Source organism: Promicromonospora sukumoe, assembly GCF_014137995.1.
Lineage (GTDB): Bacteria > Actinomycetota > Actinomycetes > Actinomycetales > Cellulomonadaceae > Promicromonospora > Promicromonospora sukumoe.
Genome location: NZ_JACGWV010000001.1, coordinates 3,667,411 through 3,688,999, shown reverse-complemented (window position 1 = coordinate 3,688,999; position 21,589 = coordinate 3,667,411). Strand labels below are relative to the sequence as shown.

Genomic DNA, 21,589 nt, shown 5'->3' with positions numbered 1-21,589 from the left:
TCTCTTCCGTGGGAAGGCAGGCGTAAGGGATGGGCGCGGTGCTTGACCAGCGCCTCGATTAGGTTAGCCTAACCTCCGTTATGCCCAACTCATCGGTCCAGCACCCCGTCGCGACCCGCTACCTCGCCCTCGGTGCCGGCACCGTGGCGCTGCTCGTCGTGATCGTCGCCAGCCTCGCGATCGGCAGCAGACCCGTCGCACCCGACGTCGTCGTCGCGGCCCTGCTCGGCCAGGACGTCCCCGCCGGGGACCGGCACGCGGTCGTCGAGCTGCGCGTCCCGCGCACCGTGATCGGCTGCGCGGTCGGCATCGCCCTCGGCGTCGCCGGCGCGCTCATCCAGGCCGTCACCCGCAACCCGCTCGCCGACCCCGGCATCCTCGGCGTCACGGCCGGCTCGTCGTTCTTCGTCGCGCTCGGCATCGTGTTCCTCGGGTTCAGCAGCCCCGAGCAGTACGTGTGGCTGGCCCTGGCCGGGGCGCTCGTCGCGACGGTCGCGGTCGCGCTGGTCGGCGGCTCCGGCACCGCGCGCGTCGACCCCGTCCGGCTCACCCTGGCCGGCGTCGCGCTCACCGCCGTGCTCGCCGGCATCGTCTCCGGCCTGCGCATCGCGGAGCCGCGCACGTTCAACGCCCTGCTGACCTGGGAGACCGGCTCGCTCGTGGACCGCGGCTGGCAGGTCGCCACCCCGGTGCTGCCCTTCCTCGCGATCGGGCTCGTCACGGCGCTGCTGCTCGGCGGCTCCCTGAACGCCCTCGCCCTGGGCGACGACGTCGCCACCGCGCTCGGCTCCACCGTCTGGGTCACGCGGGTCGCCGCCGTCCTCGCGGTGACGCTGCTGGCCGGGGGAGCGACGGCGATCGTCGGGCCCATCTCGTTCATCGGCCTGATGGTGCCGCACGTCGCCCGCTGGGTCGCCGGACCCGACCAGCGCTGGATCATCGCGCTGACCCTGCTCTTCGCCCCCGTGCTGCTGCTCACCGCCGACGTCCTCGCGCGCGTCGTGCTCTGGCCCGGCGAGATGCCGGTCGGCATCGTCACCGCGTTCGTCGGCGCCCCGGTGCTCATCGCGCTGGTCCGCCGACGGAAGGCGTTCGCGCTGTGAGCGCCGTCCGCCCCCGCCCGCGCGTGCCCGCTCCAGCCGGCGCCGCACGCCTCAGCCCCCGCGCCCCGTCCCGCCCGACGACGGTCGCGCTCCTGCTCGCGTCCGCGACCGCCGTCCTGGCCGTCGTCGCCCTCATGCTCGGTGACTACCCGCTGACCGTGCCCCAGGTGCTGACCGCCCTGACCGGCACCGGCGGCTTCGAGTCCACGATCGTGCTCGAGTGGCGCCTGCCCCGCGTCACCGCCGCCATCCTGTTCGGCGCCGCGCTCGCGATCTCCGGCGCCCTCTTCCAGACCCTGACCCGCAACCCGCTCGGCTCGCCCGACCTCATCGGCTTCGCCACCGGCTCCTACACCGGCGTCATCGTCGTCACCGTGCTCCTCGGCACCAGCGTCGTCACCACGACGGCGGGCGCGCTCCTCGGCGGCCTCGCCACCGCCGTCGTCGTCTACCTGCTCGCCTACCGGCGCGGCGTCCAGGGCTTCCGGCTCATCGTGGTCGGCATCGGCGTCACCGCCATGCTGCACGCCCTGAACACCTGGCTCCTCCTGCGCGCGCAGGAGGAGGTCGCCATGGGCGCGGCCATCTGGGGCACGGGGTCGCTCAGCCTCACCTCCTGGGCCGACGTCGTCCCCGCGGTCGCGGTCCTCCTCGTCACCGCACCGCTGGTGCTCTGGGCCAGCCGCCCGCTGCGCCAGCTCGAGCTCGGCGACGACGCCGCGGCCGCCCACGGCGTGCGCGTCGAGCCCACCCGGCTCGCGATCATCGGCCTCGGCATCCTGCTCACCGCCCTGGTCACCGCCGCCACCGGCCCCATCGCGTTCGTCGCCCTCGCCGCACCCCAGGTCGCCCGGCGCCTCGGGGCCGGCGCCGGCATCCCGCTCGTGCCCTCCGCGCTCACCGGCGCCTTCCTGCTGCTCGGCGCCGACCTGCTCGCGCAGTACGTCCCGGCCCAGCCCGTACCCGTCGGCGTCGTGACCGTCGTGCTCGGCGGCGTCTACCTGCTCGGCGTCCTGGTCCGCGAGGCCCGGCGCGCATGACCCCGAACCGCCCGGAGGAACCCATGGACACGACCGCCCGCCTGCGCGCCGATGGCGTGACCCTCGCCTACGACGGCCGCGTCGTCTCCCAGGGCCTCGACCTCGCCGTACCCGACGGGTCGTTCACCGTCATCGTCGGCCCCAACGCCTGCGGCAAGTCCACCCTGCTGCGCGGCCTCGCCCGCCTCCTGCGCCCCACCGCCGGCCAGGTCGTCCTCGACGGACGCTCCGTCGCCACCCTGCGCACCAAGGAGGTCGCCCGCCAGGTCGGCCTGCTGCCCCAGACCGCCGTCGCACCCGACGGCATCACCGTCGCCGACCTCGTCGCCCGCGGCCGCTACCCCCACCAGGACCTCTTCCGCCGCGACACCGCCGCCGACCGCGCCGCCGTCACCGCGGCCCTCGCGGCCACCGGCACCGAGGAACTGGCCCTGCGGCCCGTCGACGAGCTCTCCGGCGGGCAGCGCCAGCGCGTCTGGGTGGCCATGGCGCTCGCCCAGCAGACGCCCCTGCTGCTGCTCGACGAGCCGACCACCTACCTCGACATCGCGCACCAGATCGAGCTGCTCGACCTGTTCGCGCGGCTCAACGCCGAGGGCGCCACGCTCGTCGCCGTGCTGCACGACCTCAACCACGCCGCGCGCTACGCGACCCACCTGGTGGTCATGAAGGACGGCGAGATCGTCGCCACGGGAGCCCCCGAGCGGATCGTCACGGCCGAGCTGATCGAGGAGGTGTTCGGCCTGCCCAGCGTCGTCATCGACGACCCCCTCACCGGGCGGCCGCTCGTGGTGCCGCACAGCGCGTCGACACGCTGACCGGGGCCCGGCACGCGGGCCGGCGCGCCGCCATCCGAAAGAGGCGTAGTTCACCCCCTGGCAGGTCGGCGGACACCTCCCGGGTGCCGTAGGTTCTGGGCTCGTGACCTTGACGAACGCCGCGCCGCCCGCCGAACCGACGGACGCCAAGGGCGACGGGTCAGCAAGAGAGCGCCGGGAGGCCAAGGCCCGACGGCGGCGCGCGCTCCGGATCACGATCGCCGCGGTGGTCGTCTTCTTCTCCCTGGTCATCCTGGGCGGGCTCGGCTGGTATCTCGTCTCCGACGTCCAGGACCTCGGCTCGGAGACCGTCGCGGCCCGTGACCTGCTGGCCTCGTCCGAGGCGCGGGTGGCCGACCCCGCGACCCGCGAGGCCCTCTCGGCGCAGATCGCGGAGACCGAGACCCTGCTCGCCGAGCCGTTCCTCACCCGGCTCACCCTCGGGACCACGGACGCCGGGGAGGCACTCACCGCGGCGACGGACGCGGTACGGGCCTCGATGGTGGACCTGGCCCGCCACGAGGTCACCTCCGCGCGCAAGAGTCTCAAGGCCGCGACGAACCGCGGCGAGGAGATCTACGCCGCGACCAAGGGCAAGGGCGCCGACGAGTCCGTCCGGTCCAGCCTGCGCGCCGCCCTCGACGTCGGCGGCGCCGCCGACGCCTCCGCGAGCGTCACCTTCACCGGTACTGACCTCGCGAAGCTGGGCCAGGCCGAGTACGACCTGAGCACCAACCGCTCCGTCGTCACGGCGGCCACGGAGGCGATGGCCTCCGCGCAGGACGCCGTCACCTGCCCCGCCCCGGACCAGGTGTGGGACCCGGACAGCGGCATGCTCGAGGACTCCGAGCTGGCGAAGATCCCGTGGGCGCCCGACTTCGTCGTGCGGGCCGACGTGCTGGACGGGCTGATCGCGCTCGACGAGGCGTACATGGCGGAGTTCGGCCAGCACCTGACGATCAACTCGGCCTACCGGTCGTACGCGTCGCAGGAGGAGCTGTACGACCCGTCGTCGCCCATCGCGGCGCCGCCCGGCTGCTCCAACCACGGCCTGGGGCTCGCGGTCGACATCGGCGGCGGCGTCGAGACGTTCGACACCCCGCAGTACGACTGGCTCAAGGCCAACGCCGAGGCCCACGGCTGGCTCCACCCGGCGTTCGCGGAGCCGAACGGCCGCGTGCCCGAGCCGTGGCACTGGCAGTCGGTGCTGGCGCGCGAGGGTTCCTGACCTGGAGCGCTGCGGCCCGGAGCGCTGCGATCCGGACGCTCCGACCAGGAGTTTTGCGCTGAATCGCGGGGTTTTGACCGCGTTGTCTTTTTCGCCGTGCGAGTGAACCCATCTCGGTACAGGGTGAAGACAGCGCGGTGCACCCCAGCGCCGCCAGAAGTTAGGAGTTCAACGTGCCCAGCTGGCTCATTCTCGTCCTGATCGGTGTCGTGCTCGTCGTCCTCGGCGTGGCCACGGAGATCGGGCAGTTCCTGATCTGGATCGGTGTCATCGTCCTGGTGGCCAGCCTCGTGATCAGCCTGGTCAACCGCCGGCGCACCTGACGCACGACGAACGTCTCTCTGTCTGCCGGCCCGGCGCGCCATCGCGCGCCGGGCCGGCTTCGTCGTGCCGGGGCAGTGAACGGGCAGGTCAGCGACCGCCCGCGGCGAGCCGCATCAGGTCCGTCGTGAAGTCGACGTCGGCGGCGGACCGCTCGGCCCGGGTCGCGTTGCCGGAGAACTGGTGCTGGTACCCGTCCCAGGCGGTGTCCGCGATCTCCTGCCCGACGCCGCTGCGCAGCAGCAGCGTCAGCTCGGTCGCCGCGCGCGCGACGCGCCGGCCGAGGTCGGGGGAGCCCCAGTCCTCCGGCGTCGCGTATACGGACGTCGGCACGGGCAGCGCGCGCAGGAACGCGAAGAGCGGGCGGAGCTGCTCGTCGGGCACCATGGCGTGCCGGGCGCTGCCGCCGGTGGCCGCGAGGACCACGGGCTTGGCCACGAGCAGGTCGTTGTCCAGCACGTCCGCGAACGACTTGAACAGGCCGCTGATCCCGGCCTTGTACACCGGGGCGGCGGCGATCACGGCGTCCGCCGCGGCGAGACGCGCGACGGCCTCCTTGAGCTCCGGGCCCGGGAAGCCCGAGACGATCGCGCGGGCGATGTCGACGGCGAGCGGCCCCAGGTCGACGACGCTCGCCGTCGCGGGCAGCCCGGCCTCGCGCAGCGTTTCCAAGGACTTCTGCGCGATCCGGTCGGCCAGCAGGCGGGTCGACGACGGGTCGCTGACGCCCGCGCTGACCACCACGAGGCTGAGCGGCGCGGTCGGCGCGGACGGTGTGTTCTGGTCGGTGCTCATGCGTGACTCCCGTCGAGCAGTGCGGTGGTGAGGGTGCGGAGCGTCTCGAGCTGTTCGCGGTCCAGGGCCCGGGTCATGGCCCGGGCAACATGGCGCGCGTGCTCGGCGCCGATCCGGCGCTGGAGGGCGGCGCCGTCAGCGGTCAGCCGCAGACGACAGGCGCGGCCGTCGTCGGGATCGTCCTCGCGGGCGATCAGCCCGCGCTGCTCCAGGCGGGCGACGAGGCGCGAGACGCCCGCCTGGGTGAGGAGCACGTCGTCGATCAGGTCCTTGATGCGCAGGCCGTCCGGGGCGGCGGACAGGGCGTAGAGCACCCCGTACTCGTTGGGCAGCACGTCCTCCCAGATGTCGGCCGCCTCGAACTCGCGCGCGATGGTGGCCTGGGCCCGGAAGAGCGCCTCCCAGGCCTCGTTCGCGAGCCGCGTGGTGCCGGCCATCGTCAGACCCCCGCCGGGAACCGGGCCTGCACCGAGGCGTCCGTGTCGTGGTACGGCGAGGGGCCCGACAGGTTGTCGCCGCGGTTCGGGTTCGGCCGGGGCTGGCGCGGCTCGGCGTCGCCGTACCTGGCCGTGACCAGGCTGGCGTGCGTCGGGGCGTCAGGGACGCCGGGCGCGCGGCGGGACTCCAGCTCCTTGCGCAGCACCGGGACCACCTCGGTGCCCAGCAGCTCCACCTGCTCCAGGACGGTCTCGACGGGCAGGCCCAGGCTGTCCACGTTGAAGAGCTGGCGCTGGTAGTCGCCGAAGCCCTCCTGGAAGGTCAGGACCTTGTCGATGATCTGCTGCGGGCTGCCGACGGTCAGCGGGGTGTCGCGCATGTAGTCCTCCAGCTTCATGCCGCGGAACACCGCGTAGTTCTCGAAGTAGGGGCGGAACGTGTCCACGGCGTCCTGCGACCGCTTCGCGATGAACGCCTGGCCGCCGAGGCCCACGATCGCCTGGTCGGCGCGGCCGTGGCCGTAGTGCTCGAAGCGCTGCCGGTAGAAGTCGACGAGCGGCTTGAAGTGGAAGTTGGGCGCCAGCACGTGGTTCGCGAAGTACCCGTTGCCGTAGTACGCGGCCTGCTCGGCGATCTCGGGGGTGCGGATCGAGCCGTGCCAGACGAACGGCGGCACGTCGTCCAGGGGGCGCGGGGTGGCGGTGAAGCCCTGCAGCGGCGTGCGGTACTGGCCCTCCCAGTCCACGACGTCCTCGCGCCAGAGCTGGTGCAGCAGGTTGTAGTTCTCCAGGGCGAGCCCGACGCCGTCGCGGATCTTCTTGCCGAACCACGGGTAGACGGGAACGGTGTTGCCGCGGCCGACCATGAGGTCGAGCCGGCCCTTGGCGAGGTGCTGGAGCGTCGCGTAGTCCTCGGCGATCTTCACCGGGTCGTTGGTGGTCATCAGGGTGACCGACGTGCTCAGCACGATGTTCTTCGTCAGCGCGGCGATGTGGCCCAGCAGCGTGGTGGGCGAGGAGGGGATGAACGGCGGGTTGTGGTGCTCCCCGATGGCGAAGACGTCCAGGCCCACCTCGTCGGCGCGCTGCGCGATGCGCACGATGTTGCTGATCCGCTCCGCCTCGCTCTGCGTGTATCCGGTGACCGGGTCGGGCGCGATGTCGCCGACGCCGAAGATTCCGAACTGCATGGGGTTCGCCTTTCCGAGCGATGGGTTGCATGACTGGTTATGCATCTCCAACAACATGACCGGTCATGTATTCCCCGCGCTCGTGGACCTGGGCGCGCGAGGGGGTTGCCATCCGAGAAACCGGTTACTAGGATCTGGGAAACCGGTTACCCGTATTCACCCGCTGCGCGCACCACAGCAATGTCCCGCATTCAACGACGAACGTGAGGCAATGAGATGAGACGACCAAGAGCTGTCCAGTTCCTCTCGGCGGTGGCCGCGACGGCCCTCGCCGTCGCGATCGGGGTGACCGCACAGTCCGTCCCCGACGCTGCGGCCGCCACCGGCTCGGCCACCGGGTACGCGACCCAGAACGGCGGCACCACCGGCGGCGCCGGCGGCCAGACGGTCCGGGCCACGACCGGCACCGCGATCCACACGGCGCTGTGCAGCCGGGCCAGCAGCAGCACCCCGATCATCATCGAGGTGTCGGGCACCATCAACCACGGCAACACCAGCAAGGTCTCGGGCGGGAGCTGCAGCACGGCCGACGACGTGATCGAGCTCAAGCAGATCAGCAACGTCACGATCGTCGGCGTCGGCAGCGGTGCCGTGTTCGACCAGATCGGCATCCACATCCGCGAGGCCAGCAACATCATCATCCAGAACGTCACCGTCCGGAACGTGAAGAAGTCGGGCTCGCCGACGTCGAACGGCGGCGACGCGATCGGCATGGAGAGCGGCGTCCGCAACGTCTGGGCCGACCACCTCACGCTGCTGGCCTCGGGCGGCGAGTCGGAGGGCTACGACGGCCTGTTCGACATGAAGAACGACACCAAGTACGTGACGCTCTCGTACAGCATCCTGCGCAACTCGGAGCGCGGCGGGCTGATCGGGTCCAGCGAGAGCGACGTCTCGAACGGGTTCGTCACGTTCCACCACAACCTGTACCAGAACCTCAACTCCCGCACGCCGCTGCTGCGCGGCGGCATCGCGCACATGTACAACAACCACTACGTGGGGCTGGTCGAGTCGGGCATCAACTCCCGGGCCGGCGCCAAGGCGAAGGTGGACAACAACTACTTCGAGGACTCCAAGGACGTGCTCGGCACGTTCTACACCGACCAGGCCGGGTTCTGGCAGGTCGCGGGCAACGTCTTCGACAACGTGACCTGGTCGAGCCCGGGGGAGGACAACAACCCCGCGGGGCCGAACCCGACGTCGAACACCTCCGTGAGCATCCCGTACTCCTACCCGCTGGACGCCGCGAGCTGCGTGCCCGCCGTCGTCGCCGAGACGGCGGGGGCGAACACGGGCCTGCAGGTCTCGGACGGGAGCTGCACGCCGACCGACCCGACGGACCCGACCGATCCCACGGACCCGACGGACCCCACCGACCCGACGGACCCGCCGACCGACCCGCCGGCCGGGAACAACCTGAGCCTCGGGGCCGGCGCCGACGGTTCCAGCAAGACGAGCGGCACCAGCTACGGCAACGTGCTCGACGGGAACGCCGGCACGTACTGGTCCCCGGCGGGTTCGACCGGGCGCGTCTCGGTCAAGTGGGGGTCAGCGACCACGGTGTCGTCGATCAACGTCCGTGAGGCGTCGGGCGCCGTCGGGAACATCGGGTCCTGGCGCGTCGTGAACAACGACAACGGCGCGGTGCTCAAGACGGGCAGCGGCGCGGGCGTGATCAGCTTCGCGGCCACCTCGCTGAAGAAGATCAACTTCGAGATCACCGGCTCCTCGGCGACGCCGCGGGTCGCGGAGCTCGAGACGTACGCGGGCACGCCGTCCGGCGGGGAGGACCCGGGCGGCGAGGACCCGGGCGAGGAGGAGCCCGGCGGCGAGCAGCCGAGCGCCGACGCGCTGTACGTGGCGCCGGGCGGCAGCGACAGCGCCGCGGGCACGGAGGCGAACCCGACGACGCTGGCCTCGGCGGTCGACCGGATCTCGGCCGGCGGCACCATCTACGCGCGCGGCGGCACCTACAACCTGTCGCAGACGCTCGACATCCCGCCGGGCAACAACGGCACGTCCGGCAACCGGACCGAGCTGTTCGCCTACCCGGGCGAGCGGCCGGTGCTGAACTTCTCGGCGCAGAGCGAGGACCCCGCCAACCGGGGCATCGCGCTCGGCGGCGACTGGTGGCACTTGCGCGGCCTCGTCGTCGAGCACGCCGGCGACAACGGCATCCTGCTGGGCGGGGACAACAACATCATCGAGCGGGTGGTGACCCGGTTCAACCACGACTCGGGCCTGCAGATCTCCCGGTACACCGCCGGGGCGCCGAGCAGCGAGTGGCCGTCCAACAACCTCGTCGTCTCCTCGGAGTCGCACGACAACGCCGACTCCGACGGCGAGGACGCCGACGGCTTCGCGCCCAAGCTCACCGTGGGCAGCGGCAACGTCTTCCGGTACACCGTGTCCCACAACAACATCGACGACGGCTGGGACCTCTACACCAAGGACGACACCGGCCCCATCGGCGCGGTGACCATCGAGGACTCCCTCTCCTACGAGAACGGCACCCTGTCGGACGGCTCCCAGGCCGGCAACGGCGACCGCAACGGCTACAAGCTCGGCGGCGAGGACATCTCGGTCAACCACGTCGTCCGGCGCAGCATCGCGTTCGACAACGGCAAGCACGGCTTCGGCTACAACCGGAACCTCGGCTCGCTGACGGTGTCGAACAACCTGAGCATCGGCAGCGAGGAGCGGAACTTCAACTTCGACGGCGGCTCGTCGACGTTCCGCGACAACACGTCGTGCAACAGCGGCTCGAACGACCGCATCATCGGCAACGACGCGGGCGGCAACCAGTGGTGGTCCGGCTCGAACGGGTCCCGGTGCGGGCAGTACTCGGGGGCGCTCAACTGGTCGTTCGCCTCGGACGGTCAGCTCGTGGTGACGATCGGGGGCACCGTCGTCGACCTGTAGGACTCGCTGGTTGAGGTACCGCTGAACTGGGCCGACGCTCCCCGGCGTCGGCCCAGTCCAGTCTGATCAGTTCAGTCGGCTCAGTTCAGCAGCGAGCGCAGGACGGTCGCCGCGCCGTCGTCGTCGATCGAACCCGTGCTGTAGGTCGCGGCCTCGACGACGAACGGCGCCGCGTGGCCCATGGCGAAGTCGTGCGAGGCCCAGCGGAACATCTCGAGGTCGTTCTCGCCGTCGCCGATCGCGACCGTCCGGCCGGGCTCGACGCCGAGCCCCTTGCGGACCTTCTCCAGCGCGGAGGCCTTGGAGATCCGGGGCGGGGTGACGTCGACCCAGTCGAGCCGGGTCGCGATCGCGGTCAGGTCCCGTGCGACCAACGCGGGGACCATCTGGTGGGCGCCCGGTCCGTGCAGGGCGATCCGGGGCGTCGGGTTCACCAGGAACTCGCCGATCGGGGCCTGCCGCTGGGCGCCGTTGAGCTCGTGGTCGGGGAACGGGGCACTGACCCGCCAGCCGGTGCCGACGATTTCGCCCGCGACCCGGACGGCGGCCGCCTCCTTCAGCGCCACGTCGACGACCGTCAGTGTGTCGACGGTGTGCTCCTCGACCACCTGGTAGTGCTCGCCGCGCAGGTGGACGGTCACCGCGCCGTTGCTCGCGACGATCCACGTGTCGTCGAGGCCGAGCTGGAGGGCGGCGGTGACCGCGCCCTTCACAGAGCGTCCGGTGGCCAGGACGACGTGGTGGCCGGCCCCCAGGACCGTGTAGATCGCGGCCTGCACCGCCGTCGTAGGCAGGTGCCCGGTACGCAGGAGCGTCCCGTCGATGTCGCACGCGATCATCAACGGGCTGGTCCGCGGCCCGGTCGTCGTCATGTCGTGCAGGTTAATTCGTTTCAGCACACTCCGACCAGGAACGCAGGAGGTGGTTCTTTTCGTGTTCCGGTCAGTAGTGCCCGGACCGTGTGCTGACGCGTCCTCGATGGTGCGCTTCTACCCAGTCATTACGCCCGGAAGCAGGCCAGTTCCGGGCCCAATGACTGGGTAGAAGCGCACTATGACATGTGCCCCGTCCCGGACTTGAACCGGGGACCGAGAGATTCTAAGCCGGTCGATCCTGGCGGATATCCGCTGGGTGCCAAACGATGCCAAGCGTTGCGCTCGCGCGGCTGTCGGTGCTGCTGTAGATGTGCATACGTGCTCAGCGTGTGCTGATCATTCTGTCGGGTATCCGCTGGGTTCAACCCGGCGAGGAGCGAGCCGCTCATCGTGCAAATTCGTACGCCTGTTTGAGGTGCGCGGGACTGGTGTGGTGCCTGACGACCTCGCCCCTGTGAGCCTTATGCAGGCTGCTCACCGGGGCGAGATGGCCACCCGCAACGTGGCGGGTGGCCACCTGACCGACACCAGGCGACGGGGCGGCAGTCGCGCCTGGAGCCGAGGTCGATCCCCGCTCGCTGCACCGCACTTGCCTATGACGGCACCACAGTGAGCGTGCTGGGCGAGGTCGTGGCCATCGGCGGCCCCTGGCGGAGGTTTGAGGCCGGGTGTCCGGGCTGGGGAACTTGGGTGGCGGTTGTACACGCCGATGCCTCTGAATACCTCGCGTGAGCGCTATGCCTGGGCTATCTCCGCCGCAAGACTCATGAGGTCCATTAGGTGGTCATTGTCGATCCCTCGGGCGACGATGCCGGTCTGAACGCTCTCATCCTTCGATGTCCAGGAAGCCTGGCCCCCGATTCCCTGGCCTGTCGCCCACATCGGGGAATCGGTCTCCCGACGCCATGCCGTTGGCTCGTCATAGGTGTCATCGAGCACTGCGACGAAATCGAGCGGCGCGGGTCCCGTAAGGGCTGCCACGTAACCGGTGTAATCGGTCTGCCACCAGCACGCTTCAATGCCGTCAGCGAGGGTGCGGTCGTCCCGCTTCACTACGCGCGATCCTAAGAGCTTCTCTGCTTTCTTCGTGAACCTGCTGCACCGATCCAACTCCGTTGGCGTGCTGCTCTCAGGGGCTGGTGATGGCGATGCGGAGGCGGAAGGGGTTGGTGCGGTTATGGCGGGTGGCTGAGCGCTGCATCCGGTCACGAGCGCGACGGTTGCGAGCGCTACCACCACGGTTGTTGCGTGGCGCATGGACACAGCATGCATTGCGTTCTGCCCTCGGCGCAGAAAGTGGCCCCACCCGCGTGGCGGGTGGGGCCATCTCACGGCCTATTCGGCTAGGCCCGGCGAACTGCCTCGTCGATGGCCTGTGCGGCCTGTGCTGGACCAATGAGGGCGGTGTCGATGGCGACATCGGGACTCGCCAGGCGTGGCGTCGAGTCCCACACGGCTAGCCGTTCGGCAGTGTTGGTGCTGCCTCTGCCGGCAAGGCGCTCGGCAGCCGTTTCCCGGGGGCACCACAGGTCAACCACCACCCATGTGGCACGAGGGGTTGCTCGGGCCACTGCTTCTACGGCGGCAGGCTGTCCGACGTGGACCACTGGCGTTCCTGCTGCCAGAGCGCTTGTGATTGACGGCGCATCGATAGCGTAAACAGCGCCGTATGCCTGGTTCTCCCAGATGATTTCCCCATCGGCGCGCATCTGGTCCAGCGCTTGTGTGTCGGTGAAGCGATACCCCTCACGCCTCCCCGATCCCACCTTTAGGCGCTGGTAGTGCCGGTAAGTCGAAGAGAGGCCGGAAAGGGCGCGCGTGACTGTGTCCTTACCGGCTGCTGGTGGGCCGTACATCACGACGCCTACGCCCGCATTCACGAGCGCGCCGCCACGTCCGCAAGCATTCTCGTTACCTGACTCTGTAGGGGCTCACTGTCGGCGGAGTTGTGAATGACCACGTGGTCATCGACGGGGCGGAAATCAACGTTAATCCGCTCATTCAGGTAGTCGGACCAGTTGGCGAGTTTCACCGTGTCTCGCGCTGCGCCCCGTCGCCGAAGATAGGTGTGCATCGTCTCTACGTCGGTCGATACCCACACGAGTGTCAGGCCGATGCCGTAGACGCTGAGTTGGTCTCTACTGCGATCGATCCAAGCCCGGTCACCGAATTCCGCGACGTACGGCGCGGTACCGACAACGCCGATTCCGAGCGCTGCATTTTCGAGCACCGTCGCGTTCAGGCACTCGTATTCGCGAGGGCGGACGTGCTCAAGGTAGGTCTCGGATTCCCGGTCGTGCGGTGGCCGCCCCATGGCTTCAAGCGCACCTTCTACGACGGCCCTCGTGATCGTGTCCTTGTCGACGACCGGCGCGCCTGTCAGGCGCGAGATGACTCGGGCGGTTTCGCTCTTGCCGCTCCCTGCGTAGCCACCAACGAAGTAGGCGTGAGGCGCGCGTGCAGCTCTCTCCGGTGCGGGCCGAAGGTGGCCGCTCCGGACGACTCGGCCTGAGCCCGGGCGGTTCTCGATTAGGCCCTCACCGGCTAGCACCTTCATGGCCTCGTTGATCGTGAAAACGCTCGCGTCCATCTGCGCCGCGAGCGTCCGTGTCGCCGGGAGGGATTCCCCATCGCGGAGGCGTCCCGACTCGATGTCGTTGCGGATGGCGCGGACTATGCGAGCCCGTACGGGGGCGGCCCCGGCGTCCATGTCCTGGCTGGGCATTCGTCTCCTCACACTGCATCTCGGTTGGACTGCTGCGGCATAACAGTCACCTAGCAACCGATCATCCACGCCCCGCGCGGTTCTGCCAAGTTTCGCGAGTTTTGGCCTAACGGTTGACACGGCGACCAGAACGGTTGTTATGTTGTGTCCAGTCGCCCTGTGACGGGGCGCACACCGAGGAACCGGAGGGGAAGAGATGTCTCAGCACCGCATCAGTGGTCTAGACGTAGCAAGGCGCTACCTGTTCGAAGCCCAGGACGGCCTGAACAAGGCCGCCCGAGTGCTGTCCCAGCACGGCACCGCCGCCGATGGCCTCAAGGCCGTTGGCAGCACGGCTTCGTCTCTGGCTCGCCAGGTCGAGGCGATGAAGAACCAGGTTCGCAAGGTCCACGAGGCCGCTCTTGCCGCTGAGCGCGGCAACGGTGGCAACGGTCGTCGGGGGTGGGGCTGGTGACCTACACCGACTACGACGGGTTCGAGGTCGAGCCCACGTTCACCGACCTGGCGGCCATCGCCGCCGAGGAGCCCGTCATCTCGGCCGAGGTCGCCGTCGTCGACGCCGAGTGCCAGATGGCGATCACGCCCGGCCCTGTCGCGACCGAGGCTCACCGCCGCGCGGTGACCGCCCTGAACACGGTCATCCGCACCCGCGCCACCCGCGCCACGTCTACGGCCCCGGTCTTCGGACTGGTCCAGCCGCTTTCCACGGCCCGCCGGGTCGTCATCCGCTCCGCCAACCGCACTGCCGCCTGAGAGGACATCACCATGGCTGTCTCCGTTATCGCGTTCATCTTCGCCGTCGTCGCGTTCTGCCTGTGCAAGTGGGGCCCGGAGCGCTGGGGACCGTCGCTGTTCATGGTCGCCACCGGCCTCATGCTCGCCGCTACGCCGGTCGGTCAGGACGCCTCGGTCTGGATTCAGGACATGTTCAACAGCCTGTTCGCCGGGATGCTCGGATGAGCACCCCCGACGAGAACCAGCCGGGCGGGTACACGCCCGACGACGCACCGGACGTCGCGCAGCTTGAAGCGATGTTCGCTGTTCCCAGCAGGCCGGAGGACGTGGGCGAGGCCCTGGCCGCCCTGGACGACGCAAACACGCTGGACCAGGGTGTTGCCGAGGCGGCCGACGACGACGCCCTCACGGGTGAGGTCATCGACGCCCCGGCCTCCCCCGAGCCCGAGGCCCCGGCCCCCACGCGGGGCCGGGTCATCGAGCACCGCGACGCCGAGCGGCGCGCGGTGCTGCCGGACTGGCTCACCTCGCGTGACGCGTTCCTCGCCTCGGCCCGCTGGGCTGCTGGGTACGCCGGGCATGTGTGCGCCTATCACGGCGTGCGCCTGCCCCTGTACGCGCTGCGGCTGGCCGGGCGTGCCCCCATCGGGGCCGCCCGGATCAGCCGCAGCGTGTACCGGTGGGCCGCCGACACCAGCAATACCGAGGTTCGGCGGGAACTGCTGGCCAGCACGGCAGGTGACCCGCACACCTACCTCCGGGTCAAGAGGGAGATGCGCGGCACCGCGTTCCGGCGCGGCGGCGTGGCCGTTCTCGGCCTCGGCGGAGCCTCTGCCGGCACGGCTGCCGTGGCCGCCAACGCCGACCCGATCTGGCAGGCCGCCACGGTCGCCGTGGCCCTCGGCGTGCTGGGCATCGTGGGCCGTAACCGTGAAGCCAAGATCGCCGAGACCGCAACGGCCACGGCCAAGGTCCCGCCCCTGACGGGTGACCTGATCCGTGACGCGCTGCTGGCGCTTCGCCTCGGGTCGGTGAACCAGGGCGTGAAGCAGGACGCCGCATCCATCCGGTTCCTGTCCATCGTTCGCGACGGCGCCGGGTTCCGAGCGGACATCGACCTGCCCCCGGGGGCCACGGCCGCCGAGGTCGTGGAGAAGCGTTCGCAACTCGCCTCGGGCCTGCGCCGCCCCAAGGGCTGCGTGTGGCCCGAGGGCGACCCGGACGTGCATGAGGGCCGCCTGGTCCTGTACGTGGCGGACCGGTCGCTGAGCGAGACCAAGCCCGCCGCGTGGCCGCTGGCAGTCAAGGGCACGGCGAACGTGTTCGACCCGATCCCGCTGGGCGTGGACCCGCGCGGGCGGAAGGTGGAGACCACGCTCATGTACGTGGCCGGGATCATCGGCTCTATCCCGCGCATGGGCAAGACGTTCAGCCTGCGTCTGCTGCTGCTCACCGCTGCCCTGGACCCGCGTGTGGAGATCCACGCGCACGACCTGCGCGGCGGCGCCGACCTGGCGCCGCTCGCCAAGGTCGCGCACTACTACCGCTCCGGCGATGACCCCGAGGACATGGCCGCGCTGCTGGCCGACGTGCGGGCGATGCAGAAGGAGATGATGCGCCGCTACAAGGTCATTCGGACCACTCTCAAGGGTGACCCCCGGTGCCCTGAGGGCAAGGTCACTGACGCGCTGGCCTCGGACAAGTCCCTGGGCCTGCACCCGATCCTGGCCGCGTACGACGAGACCCAGGTCATGTACGAGCACCCGCAGTACGGCAAAGAGCTGCGGACCCTCATTGAGGACCTGGTGCGCCGTGGCCCGGCCGCCGGAATCATGGTCTGGCACGCCACCCAGCGGCCCGACGACAAGTCGATCCCCAAGTCGGTGTCGTCCAACGCGGGCCTGCGCCTGGCGTTCAAGGTCGTGGACGCCACGGTGAACAACATGATCCTGGGGCCGGGCATGTACGGCGCCGGGTACTCGTCAACCACGTTCTCCCGCAAGGACCTGGGCGTGGCCTACCTGGTCGGTGAGAGCGACGACCCGGTCATCGTCCGCACGTACTACGTGGACGGCCCCGGCGCGGAGACCATCGCGGACCGCGCCCGGGCGATCCGCGAGGCCCAGGGACGTCTCACCGGCATGGCGGCAGGCGACGCACCCGCCGACACCGACGACTCCACGATCCTGGACCACCTCATGGACGTGTGGCCCGCCGAGGACGCCGAGTGGCCCAACGGCAAGGTCTGGTCCGAGGTGCTGGCCGAGCGCCTGGCGACGTCCAAGCCCGCCCTGTACGAGGGCTGGACCGGCGCCCAGGTCAACGCCGCCGTCAAGGCCCACGGCATCGACACCGCCCAGGTCAAGCACCGGGGCAAGAACCGCGCGGGCCTGGTCCGTGACGCCCTGGTCCAGGAACTGGGCGCACTAGCCGACCTGCCCGCCGACGAGAGCGGGGAGGGCTGACCCGTGAGCACCTTCCGCCTCCGGGCCAAGGTCCGCGTCAAGTCCGGCCCCGCTCAGGGGCAGACCGGCCGCGTGATCGACGTAGAGGACACCCGCGTAGACGACGGGAGCGACCCGCACGTCTACCTGGTCCAACTCGCCAGGCCTACGCGCCTGGTCACCCTGACCGCCGCCCAGATGGAACGCGCCCGATGACCGGGCACCACCTCACACACGAAGGGAGCACCACCATGAGCACCACCACCGATGCACCGCGGAGCAGTTCGCGCCGCCTGGTCCTGGGCGGAGCCGTCTCCGTCGCCGTGATCTCCACCGTGTCCGCCTACCTCGCCATGGTCGGGTTCGGCCGGGACGTGCTGGGCATGGACGCCGCCACCGCCTACACCACGGCGGGCGTGTTCGAGCTGTCCCTCGTCACGGTCGCCCTGCTGGCCCGCGAAGCGGCCCGGGACAACCGGCCCGGCGGCACGCTGCTCACCCTGACGTGGGCGCTGTCGTCCGCCTCGGGCGTGTTCGCCGCCGTGCACGAGGTCTACCTCGGGCACCCGGCCGGAGCGGTCCTGTTCCGGTTCGTCGTGCCGCTGCTGGCCGCCCTGATGTGGCACCTCGCCCTGATCGGTGACCGGCACCTCGCGTCCGGCGCCTCGTGGTCCAGCATGCGTCAGACCGCCCGCATGCACCGCCTGTTCCTGACCGTCGAGGACGCCGCCCGCGTCCACGAGGCCGGGACCCGCACCCCGGGTGGTCGCCGCGCCATCGAGCGCGCCGAGGCCAAGCGACGCAAGGCCCGTGCGGTCGCTCTGCGGACCGTGCCGCCGGAGCAGATGCGCGCTCACGTGGCCGCCTGGCTGGAGTCGCTGTCTGCCGTCGCGGACGGCACGGCCGACGTGGCCCGAATGCACATCGAGACGAACCAGCGCGTGGCCGGTCTCGCCGTCGCCGCGCCGGTCCAGACCGCACCGGACTACGAGGCCCGGGCCGCTGAGTCGGTCCGGTCCGAACTGGAGTCGATGACCGGTCCGGACCGGTCCACCCCGCGCCGGTCGGTCCGGTCCGGCAACCGGCCCAAGCCGCGCCGGTCCGCTGTCCGGTCCGGTGCCGTCCGGGCGGACCGGTCCGCTCACCTGGCCGTCGTGTCCGGACTGCTGGACCAGACGCCGGACGCCACGGGTCCGGCCGCACAGGCCGCCCTGGCCGACGCCGGGCACACCGTGAGCGACGGCCACGCCCGGCGCCTGCTGCGCGAGGCTCGCGCCGCCGCACAGGAGCCCACGGCCGATGCGACGGCGGCCGCCGTGGTCGAGGCCGCGCCGGTCCTGGTGGAGGCGTGACATGTCCCCGATCTTCCAGCGCGCCGCCGCCGAGTGGGCCGCCATGCGGTCCGAATACGGGGACTACCTGGAAGCCCACATCGCCGCCGCGTACCGGGCCACGAACGGTGTCCTGCTGAACGTGCGTGGCCGGGCGGCCGGGGTGAGCGAGTCCCGGCTGTTCGCCGGGGGAGCGGTCGCCACCGCGTACGCCTCACGAGAGCTGCGGGAGTTCTGGGCGACCACGCCCCGGATGACCGTGACCGAGTTTGAACGGGCCTGGGCCGAACGCCTGGATACCGATCCGCACGAGGAACTTCCCGCCCACTGGCGCACCGCCGCCTGACCGAGAGGAACCACCATGTCGCCCCGCCTGTCCACCTCGCCCGATGACAAGTGCCCCGTGCGCTGGGACAACCACCGCGAGCACCCCGCCGCACACTTCGGTGACCACAACTGCCGCTACGTGGCCGGTCACAACGGCCCCCACAAGTGCAAGACGTTCGGCTGCGAAATCAGGCCAGCATGAACCACGCCGACACGAACGCCGAGGCCATGACCCCGGCCGAGCACGCCGCCCTGGTCCGTGACGCCATCACCCTGGTCAACGCCATAGAGACGGGCATCACCCGCACGGGAGCCGTGTTCGCCTCGGCCTCGGCCCTCACCGTCGCCAACCTGGCGCTGGGCCTGGCCCCGGTGGCCGAGGTGCTGGCTGCCGTCGCCGTCCTCGCGTTCCTCGCCGCTGTCGTCCTGGTCGTCACCAGGATCAGCCTCGGCCCCGCTCCGGAGCCCCTGCCCGAGGCCGCTGCCGGGGTAGCGCAGGTAGCGGAACGACCCGCTACCGGTAGCGCGCCCGCTACCCCCGAAAACGGCGGAATTTCAACGAAGTAGCGCGGTAGCGCACCCCGCGCTACACCCCCGAAACACCCCTCACCCCGCACTTCCAGGGCTCGCCGGTCCCGCTACCGCTACCGACGTGCCCCTACCTCACTCATGCCAAAAACAGGCCGCTCAGCGGCCCGGGAGGACCCCTGATGGACACCGCACGCGAGTACAACACCACCACCCAGCACGGCCCCGACACCACCGACCCGGCCACCATCGACTGGGCCGAGCGCCAGGCCCGCGCCTTGGTCCCGTTCGAGGTCATCGACGGACGGCCCTCGCACCCCACCATCGTCCCGGCCGACCTGCCCGAGGGGCGCGGCGACCTGTGGCACTGGGGCGAGGCCGTGGCTGCCGATGCGATCGTGCTCGCCACGCCCACGGACGGCACTCGGCGTGTGTTGCTGGTTGAGCGGGGCGACGGCCACGGGTGGGCGTTCCCCGGCGGGATGCTCGACCCGGGCGAGAGCCCGAGCGCGGCCGCATCGCGCGAACTGGCCGAGGAAACCGGCCTCATGCTCCCGCCCAGCCGGTTCAAGGACCTGGGAGACCGGGTTGTGCCGGACCCCCGCGCCGGGCGCAATGCCTGGGTCGTGTCCGTCGCCCACTTCGCCGCCCTGCGCCCGGCCACCCTGCCGACCGTCGAGGGCCTGGACGACGCCCGCGCGGCCGTGTGGTTCCCGGCCTCCTACAGCGCCATTCGCGCTACGACCGGCGGTCACGTGTTCGCCGCTCACGACGAGCTGCTGTTCGCCGTCACGGACCGCTGACGCGGCCTCTCGCCGCCCGGCCCCGAGGTCGGGCGGCGGGAGAGCGCGGCAGACGCCACGCCACCCGGTGCAGCACCGGCTGCACCACGACTCCACGGGAGGAACCCGCCATGGGTAGCCAGATCGTCGCGAACAACACGTGGCTGGACGACAACGGAACGGTCTACACCGCCAACGGAACGATCCTCGGTCGCGTCCGGCGCAGCGGCCCCCACTGGGAAGCGGTCAACGCCAAGGGCAAGACCTTGGACACGTACATCCGCAAGACCGACGCCGCCGCCAGCCTGGCCCGCTGACAGGGCCCATCGCCGCCCCAGGTCGGGCGGAGAGAGGGCAAGGCAACCCCCACACCAACCCACCACGGAAGGAACCGCTCATGTCCAAGACCGCTCATCCCGACGGCTGGCGACTGCTGACCGTGACCAGCACCAAGACCAGTTGGGACTACCGCTATCTGGCCCTAGCCCCGGGCTGCAACAACGACCGGCCGCACGACGGCACCAAGTGCGGGTGCCGCGTGTTCGACCGCCAGGCCGACGCCAACCGCTACCTCCGCAACATTCCCCGCTGAACAACCCGGGGTCCGGCGGTCGCCCGCCCGCGACCGCCGGACCCGGCCCCACCACTTCACCAGGAAGGAACCTCGCCATGAACGCCAAGCGCTGGAGCAGCACGCACGCGGGAAGCACCCCGGCCGAGAACCGTCACGGTGCCCTGCTGGCAACCGCCCTGGAGTACGCCGCCCGAGGCTGGGCCGTGTTCCCCCTGACCCCCGGGAGCAAGCGCCCGGCCACCCCACGCCACCCCGCCGCCGAGTGCGACCACACCGACCCCTGGTGCCGTCGCGAGCACACCGGGTGGGAGCAGCGCGCCACCACCGACCCCGACCGAATCACTCGCGCCTGGACCGCCCGCCCCTACGGCATCGGCATCGCCTGCGGGCCCTCGGGCCTGCTGGTCATCGACACCGACACCCCCAAGCCTGGCGCGGCCACCGCGCCCGGTGAGGACACTCTGGCGGCCCTCACAGCGGCTCACGGCCGCACGGAGGGGCTTCCGGCCACCTGGACCACCCGCACCCCCTCCGGAGGCGTCCACCGCTACTACACCACGGCCCACCTGCCCACACCGCTCGGCAACACCGCCGGTCGCCTCGGCGCACTGATCGACACCCGAGGGCAGGGCGGCTACGTCGTCGCCCCGCCCACGACCACCGACGCCGGACGCTACGAGGTGACGGCCCAGATCGAGGCGACGCCCTTGCCGGCCTGGCTGGTCCAGCGCCTCACGCCCCGCCCGGTGGAGCCGTCCGGCGTGCGAGAGCTGCGCCCCGTCACGGACCGTTCCGCGTACCTGCGGGCAGTGCTGGCGAAGGAAGCCGAGCACGTCCGTGAGGCCCCCGAGGGGGGTCGCAATCACGCGCTGTTTCTCGCCGCGCGCTGCCTCGGGGAGTTCGTCGCGGGTGGCTCGCTCAGCGAGGGCGAGGCCGCCGGGGTGCTGCTGGACGCCTGCACCGCTCACTACGGCAAGCCAGCCAACGACCCCAAGCGCCCGCCGTTCACCGAGGCCGAGGCGTACAAGACCATCCGCTCCGGCATCCGGCGCGGTGCCACCAAGCCCCGCACTGCCGCCTGACCACCACGCCGCATCACGAGTCCCGGAGGACCCCATGACCGTACAGAGCATCGGTGCCCAGCCCGGCCGGACCGTCCCGGTACTACTCACCCCTGAGGAGGTCGCAGACATGCTCCGCATCCCCGTCCGCTCGCTGTACGTGCAGCGCTCCGCCGGTCGCCCGACGCCGCCCGGTGTCAAGATCGGCCGTCACCTGCGCTACCGCCTGACCGATGTTGAGGCGTGGCTGGATGAGCAGTTCGGGAGCGCAGCATGACCGCCCCCGAGCAGCCCACTGCCGAGCCCACGGCCGAGGTGATGCCCTCGGCCGCCACGCCCGAGAACAGCGGCAC

General features: G+C 70.8%; 25 protein-coding genes. 19 read left to right on the top strand and 6 right to left on the bottom strand.

Going from position 1 to position 21,589, the window contains the following annotated elements; all coding sequences use genetic code 11:
• Positions 1–80: 80 nt before the first annotated feature.
• From FHX71_RS16295 to FHX71_RS16275, 5 genes are all read left to right on the top strand, one after another.
• A complete protein-coding gene (locus FHX71_RS16295) occupies positions 81–1,103 on the top strand; it encodes a FecCD family ABC transporter permease (RefSeq protein ID WP_182618109.1) in 1,023 nt (340 codons plus the stop codon).
• Complete coding sequence (locus FHX71_RS16290) at positions 1,100–2,143, top strand: FecCD family ABC transporter permease (RefSeq protein WP_312877066.1); 1,044 nt, start codon at positions 1,100–1,102, stop codon at positions 2,141–2,143. Before FHX71_RS16295 ends, FHX71_RS16290 begins: the two co-directional genes overlap by 4 nt.
• Before the next feature lie 23 nt (positions 2,144–2,166).
• Positions 2,167–2,961, top strand: a complete 795-nt coding sequence (locus FHX71_RS16285) for an ABC transporter ATP-binding protein (protein ID WP_182618107.1) — start codon at positions 2,167–2,169, stop codon at positions 2,959–2,961.
• Between the two features lie 103 nt (positions 2,962–3,064).
• Positions 3,065–4,189 carry a M15 family metallopeptidase gene (locus FHX71_RS16280; protein WP_182618105.1) on the top strand — a complete coding sequence of 375 codons (1,125 nt, stop codon included), beginning with the start codon at positions 3,065–3,067 and terminating at the stop codon, positions 4,187–4,189.
• Positions 4,190–4,362: 173 nt separating this feature from the next.
• Positions 4,363–4,512 carry a hypothetical protein gene (locus FHX71_RS16275; RefSeq protein WP_020014105.1) on the top strand — a complete coding sequence of 50 codons (150 nt, stop codon included), beginning with the start codon at positions 4,363–4,365 and terminating at the stop codon, positions 4,510–4,512.
• 88 nt (positions 4,513–4,600) lie between these two features.
• Here FHX71_RS16275 and FHX71_RS16270 read toward each other — a convergent pair whose 3' ends face one another.
• From FHX71_RS16270 to FHX71_RS16260, 3 genes are read right to left on the bottom strand one after another with little or no spacing between them, the layout of a single operon-like run.
• On the bottom strand, positions 4,601–5,305 hold the full coding sequence (locus FHX71_RS16270) for a CE1759 family FMN reductase (RefSeq protein ID WP_182618103.1): 705 nt from the start codon (positions 5,303–5,305) through the stop codon (positions 4,601–4,603).
• Positions 5,302–5,742, bottom strand: a complete 441-nt coding sequence (locus tag FHX71_RS16265) for a MarR family winged helix-turn-helix transcriptional regulator (protein WP_182618101.1) — start codon at positions 5,740–5,742, stop codon at positions 5,302–5,304. The genes FHX71_RS16270 and FHX71_RS16265 overlap by 4 nt, the downstream gene beginning before the upstream one ends.
• 2 nt (positions 5,743–5,744) lie before the next feature.
• Positions 5,745–6,932: a CE1758 family FMN-dependent luciferase-like monooxygenase gene (locus FHX71_RS16260; protein ID WP_182618099.1), complete on the bottom strand. Its 1,188-nt coding sequence runs from the start codon at positions 6,930–6,932 to the stop codon at positions 5,745–5,747.
• A gap of 216 nt (positions 6,933–7,148) precedes the next feature.
• On the opposite strand from FHX71_RS16260, the gene FHX71_RS16255 reads away from it, so the two are divergent.
• Positions 7,149–9,854, top strand: a complete 2,706-nt coding sequence (locus FHX71_RS16255; protein WP_182618096.1) for a pectate lyase family protein — start codon at positions 7,149–7,151, stop codon at positions 9,852–9,854.
• An 80-nt stretch (positions 9,855–9,934) separates the two neighbouring features.
• On the opposite strand, the gene FHX71_RS16250 is transcribed toward FHX71_RS16255, so the two are convergent.
• The 3 genes from FHX71_RS16250 to FHX71_RS16240 form a co-directional block, all read right to left on the bottom strand.
• Entirely contained in the window at positions 9,935–10,726 is a 792-nt protein-coding gene (locus tag FHX71_RS16250; protein WP_246402601.1) for an HAD family hydrolase, read from the bottom strand.
• 738 nt (positions 10,727–11,464) lie between these two features.
• Positions 11,465–11,782: a hypothetical protein gene (locus FHX71_RS16245; RefSeq protein ID WP_182618093.1), complete on the bottom strand. Its 318-nt coding sequence runs from the start codon at positions 11,780–11,782 to the stop codon at positions 11,465–11,467.
• 823 nt (positions 11,783–12,605) lie between these two features.
• On the bottom strand, positions 12,606–13,454 hold the full coding sequence (locus FHX71_RS16240) for a GntR family transcriptional regulator (protein ID WP_220489704.1): 849 nt from the start codon (positions 13,452–13,454) through the stop codon (positions 12,606–12,608).
• 196 nt (positions 13,455–13,650) lie between these two features.
• Between FHX71_RS16240 and FHX71_RS16235 the strand changes: the two genes are divergently transcribed.
• The 13 genes from FHX71_RS16235 (at position 13,651) to FHX71_RS16175 (ending at position 21,513) form a co-directional block, all read left to right on the top strand.
• Complete coding sequence (locus FHX71_RS16235; protein WP_182618091.1) at positions 13,651–13,908, top strand: hypothetical protein; 258 nt, start codon at positions 13,651–13,653, stop codon at positions 13,906–13,908.
• A complete protein-coding gene (locus FHX71_RS16230) occupies positions 13,905–14,207 on the top strand; it encodes a DUF6284 family protein (RefSeq protein ID WP_182618089.1) in 303 nt (100 codons plus the stop codon). The genes FHX71_RS16235 and FHX71_RS16230 overlap by 4 nt, the downstream gene beginning before the upstream one ends.
• 12 nt (positions 14,208–14,219) lie before the next feature.
• Complete coding sequence (locus FHX71_RS16225) at positions 14,220–14,414, top strand: hypothetical protein (RefSeq protein ID WP_182618087.1); 195 nt, start codon at positions 14,220–14,222, stop codon at positions 14,412–14,414.
• Complete coding sequence (locus FHX71_RS16220; RefSeq protein ID WP_182618085.1) at positions 14,411–16,654, top strand: cell division protein FtsK; 2,244 nt, start codon at positions 14,411–14,413, stop codon at positions 16,652–16,654. Before FHX71_RS16225 ends, FHX71_RS16220 begins: the two co-directional genes overlap by 4 nt.
• Before the next feature lie 3 nt (positions 16,655–16,657).
• Positions 16,658–16,849: a hypothetical protein gene (locus tag FHX71_RS16215; RefSeq protein ID WP_182618083.1), complete on the top strand. Its 192-nt coding sequence runs from the start codon at positions 16,658–16,660 to the stop codon at positions 16,847–16,849.
• A gap of 35 nt (positions 16,850–16,884) precedes the next feature.
• On the top strand, positions 16,885–17,985 hold the full coding sequence (locus tag FHX71_RS16210; protein WP_182618080.1) for a hypothetical protein: 1,101 nt from the start codon (positions 16,885–16,887) through the stop codon (positions 17,983–17,985).
• 1 nt (position 17,986) lies between these two features.
• Entirely contained in the window at positions 17,987–18,310 is a 324-nt protein-coding gene (locus FHX71_RS16205) for a hypothetical protein (protein WP_182618078.1), read from the top strand.
• A 179-nt stretch (positions 18,311–18,489) separates the two neighbouring features.
• Positions 18,490–18,858, top strand: a complete 369-nt coding sequence (locus FHX71_RS16200) for a hypothetical protein (protein ID WP_182618076.1) — start codon at positions 18,490–18,492, stop codon at positions 18,856–18,858.
• A 143-nt stretch (positions 18,859–19,001) separates the two neighbouring features.
• Complete coding sequence (locus tag FHX71_RS16195) at positions 19,002–19,622, top strand: NUDIX domain-containing protein (protein WP_182618075.1); 621 nt, start codon at positions 19,002–19,004, stop codon at positions 19,620–19,622.
• 110 nt (positions 19,623–19,732) lie between these two features.
• On the top strand, positions 19,733–19,918 hold the full coding sequence (locus FHX71_RS16190; protein ID WP_182618073.1) for a hypothetical protein: 186 nt from the start codon (positions 19,733–19,735) through the stop codon (positions 19,916–19,918).
• 80 nt (positions 19,919–19,998) lie between these two features.
• A complete protein-coding gene (locus FHX71_RS16185; RefSeq protein ID WP_182618071.1) occupies positions 19,999–20,193 on the top strand; it encodes a hypothetical protein in 195 nt (64 codons plus the stop codon).
• A 77-nt stretch (positions 20,194–20,270) separates the two neighbouring features.
• Positions 20,271–21,257, top strand: a complete 987-nt coding sequence (locus FHX71_RS16180; RefSeq protein ID WP_182618069.1) for a bifunctional DNA primase/polymerase — start codon at positions 20,271–20,273, stop codon at positions 21,255–21,257.
• Positions 21,258–21,291: 34 nt separating this feature from the next.
• Positions 21,292–21,513: a helix-turn-helix domain-containing protein gene (locus FHX71_RS16175; protein ID WP_182618067.1), complete on the top strand. Its 222-nt coding sequence runs from the start codon at positions 21,292–21,294 to the stop codon at positions 21,511–21,513.
• The last annotated feature ends 76 nt before the right edge of the window (positions 21,514–21,589 follow it).

Excerpts from the sequence above, each read along its gene's own strand:
- FHX71_RS16195 (WP_182618075.1), top strand. The coding sequence starts at position 19,002 with ATGGACACCGCACGCGAGTACAACACCACCACCCAGCACGGCCCCGAC.
- FHX71_RS16285 (WP_182618107.1), top strand. The coding sequence starts at position 2,167 with ATGGACACGACCGCCCGCCTGCGCGCCGATGGCGTGACCCTCGCCTAC.
- FHX71_RS16210 (WP_182618080.1), top strand. The coding sequence starts at position 16,885 with ATGAGCACCACCACCGATGCACCGCGGAGCAGTTCGCGCCGCCTGGTC.
- FHX71_RS16250 (WP_246402601.1), bottom strand. The coding sequence starts at position 10,726 with ATGACGACGACCGGGCCGCGGACCAGCCCGTTGATGATCGCGTGCGAC.
- FHX71_RS16225 (WP_182618087.1), top strand. The coding sequence starts at position 14,220 with ATGGCTGTCTCCGTTATCGCGTTCATCTTCGCCGTCGTCGCGTTCTGC.
- FHX71_RS16180 (WP_182618069.1), top strand. The coding sequence starts at position 20,271 with ATGAACGCCAAGCGCTGGAGCAGCACGCACGCGGGAAGCACCCCGGCC.
- FHX71_RS16240 (WP_220489704.1), bottom strand. The coding sequence starts at position 13,454 with ATGCCCAGCCAGGACATGGACGCCGGGGCCGCCCCCGTACGGGCTCGC.
- FHX71_RS16255 (WP_182618096.1), top strand. The coding sequence starts at position 7,149 with ATGAGACGACCAAGAGCTGTCCAGTTCCTCTCGGCGGTGGCCGCGACG.
- FHX71_RS16190 (WP_182618073.1), top strand. The coding sequence starts at position 19,733 with ATGGGTAGCCAGATCGTCGCGAACAACACGTGGCTGGACGACAACGGA.
- FHX71_RS16200 (WP_182618076.1), top strand. The coding sequence starts at position 18,490 with ATGAACCACGCCGACACGAACGCCGAGGCCATGACCCCGGCCGAGCAC.
- FHX71_RS16185 (WP_182618071.1), top strand. The coding sequence starts at position 19,999 with ATGTCCAAGACCGCTCATCCCGACGGCTGGCGACTGCTGACCGTGACC.
- FHX71_RS16175 (WP_182618067.1), top strand. The coding sequence starts at position 21,292 with ATGACCGTACAGAGCATCGGTGCCCAGCCCGGCCGGACCGTCCCGGTA.
- FHX71_RS16235 (WP_182618091.1), top strand. The coding sequence starts at position 13,651 with ATGTCTCAGCACCGCATCAGTGGTCTAGACGTAGCAAGGCGCTACCTG.
- FHX71_RS16295 (WP_182618109.1), top strand. The coding sequence starts at position 81 with ATGCCCAACTCATCGGTCCAGCACCCCGTCGCGACCCGCTACCTCGCC.
- FHX71_RS16220 (WP_182618085.1), top strand. The coding sequence starts at position 14,411 with ATGAGCACCCCCGACGAGAACCAGCCGGGCGGGTACACGCCCGACGAC.
- FHX71_RS16260 (WP_182618099.1), bottom strand. The coding sequence starts at position 6,932 with ATGCAGTTCGGAATCTTCGGCGTCGGCGACATCGCGCCCGACCCGGTC.
- FHX71_RS16270 (WP_182618103.1), bottom strand. The coding sequence starts at position 5,305 with ATGAGCACCGACCAGAACACACCGTCCGCGCCGACCGCGCCGCTCAGC.
- FHX71_RS16265 (WP_182618101.1), bottom strand. The coding sequence starts at position 5,742 with ATGGCCGGCACCACGCGGCTCGCGAACGAGGCCTGGGAGGCGCTCTTC.
- FHX71_RS16205 (WP_182618078.1), top strand. The coding sequence starts at position 17,987 with ATGTCCCCGATCTTCCAGCGCGCCGCCGCCGAGTGGGCCGCCATGCGG.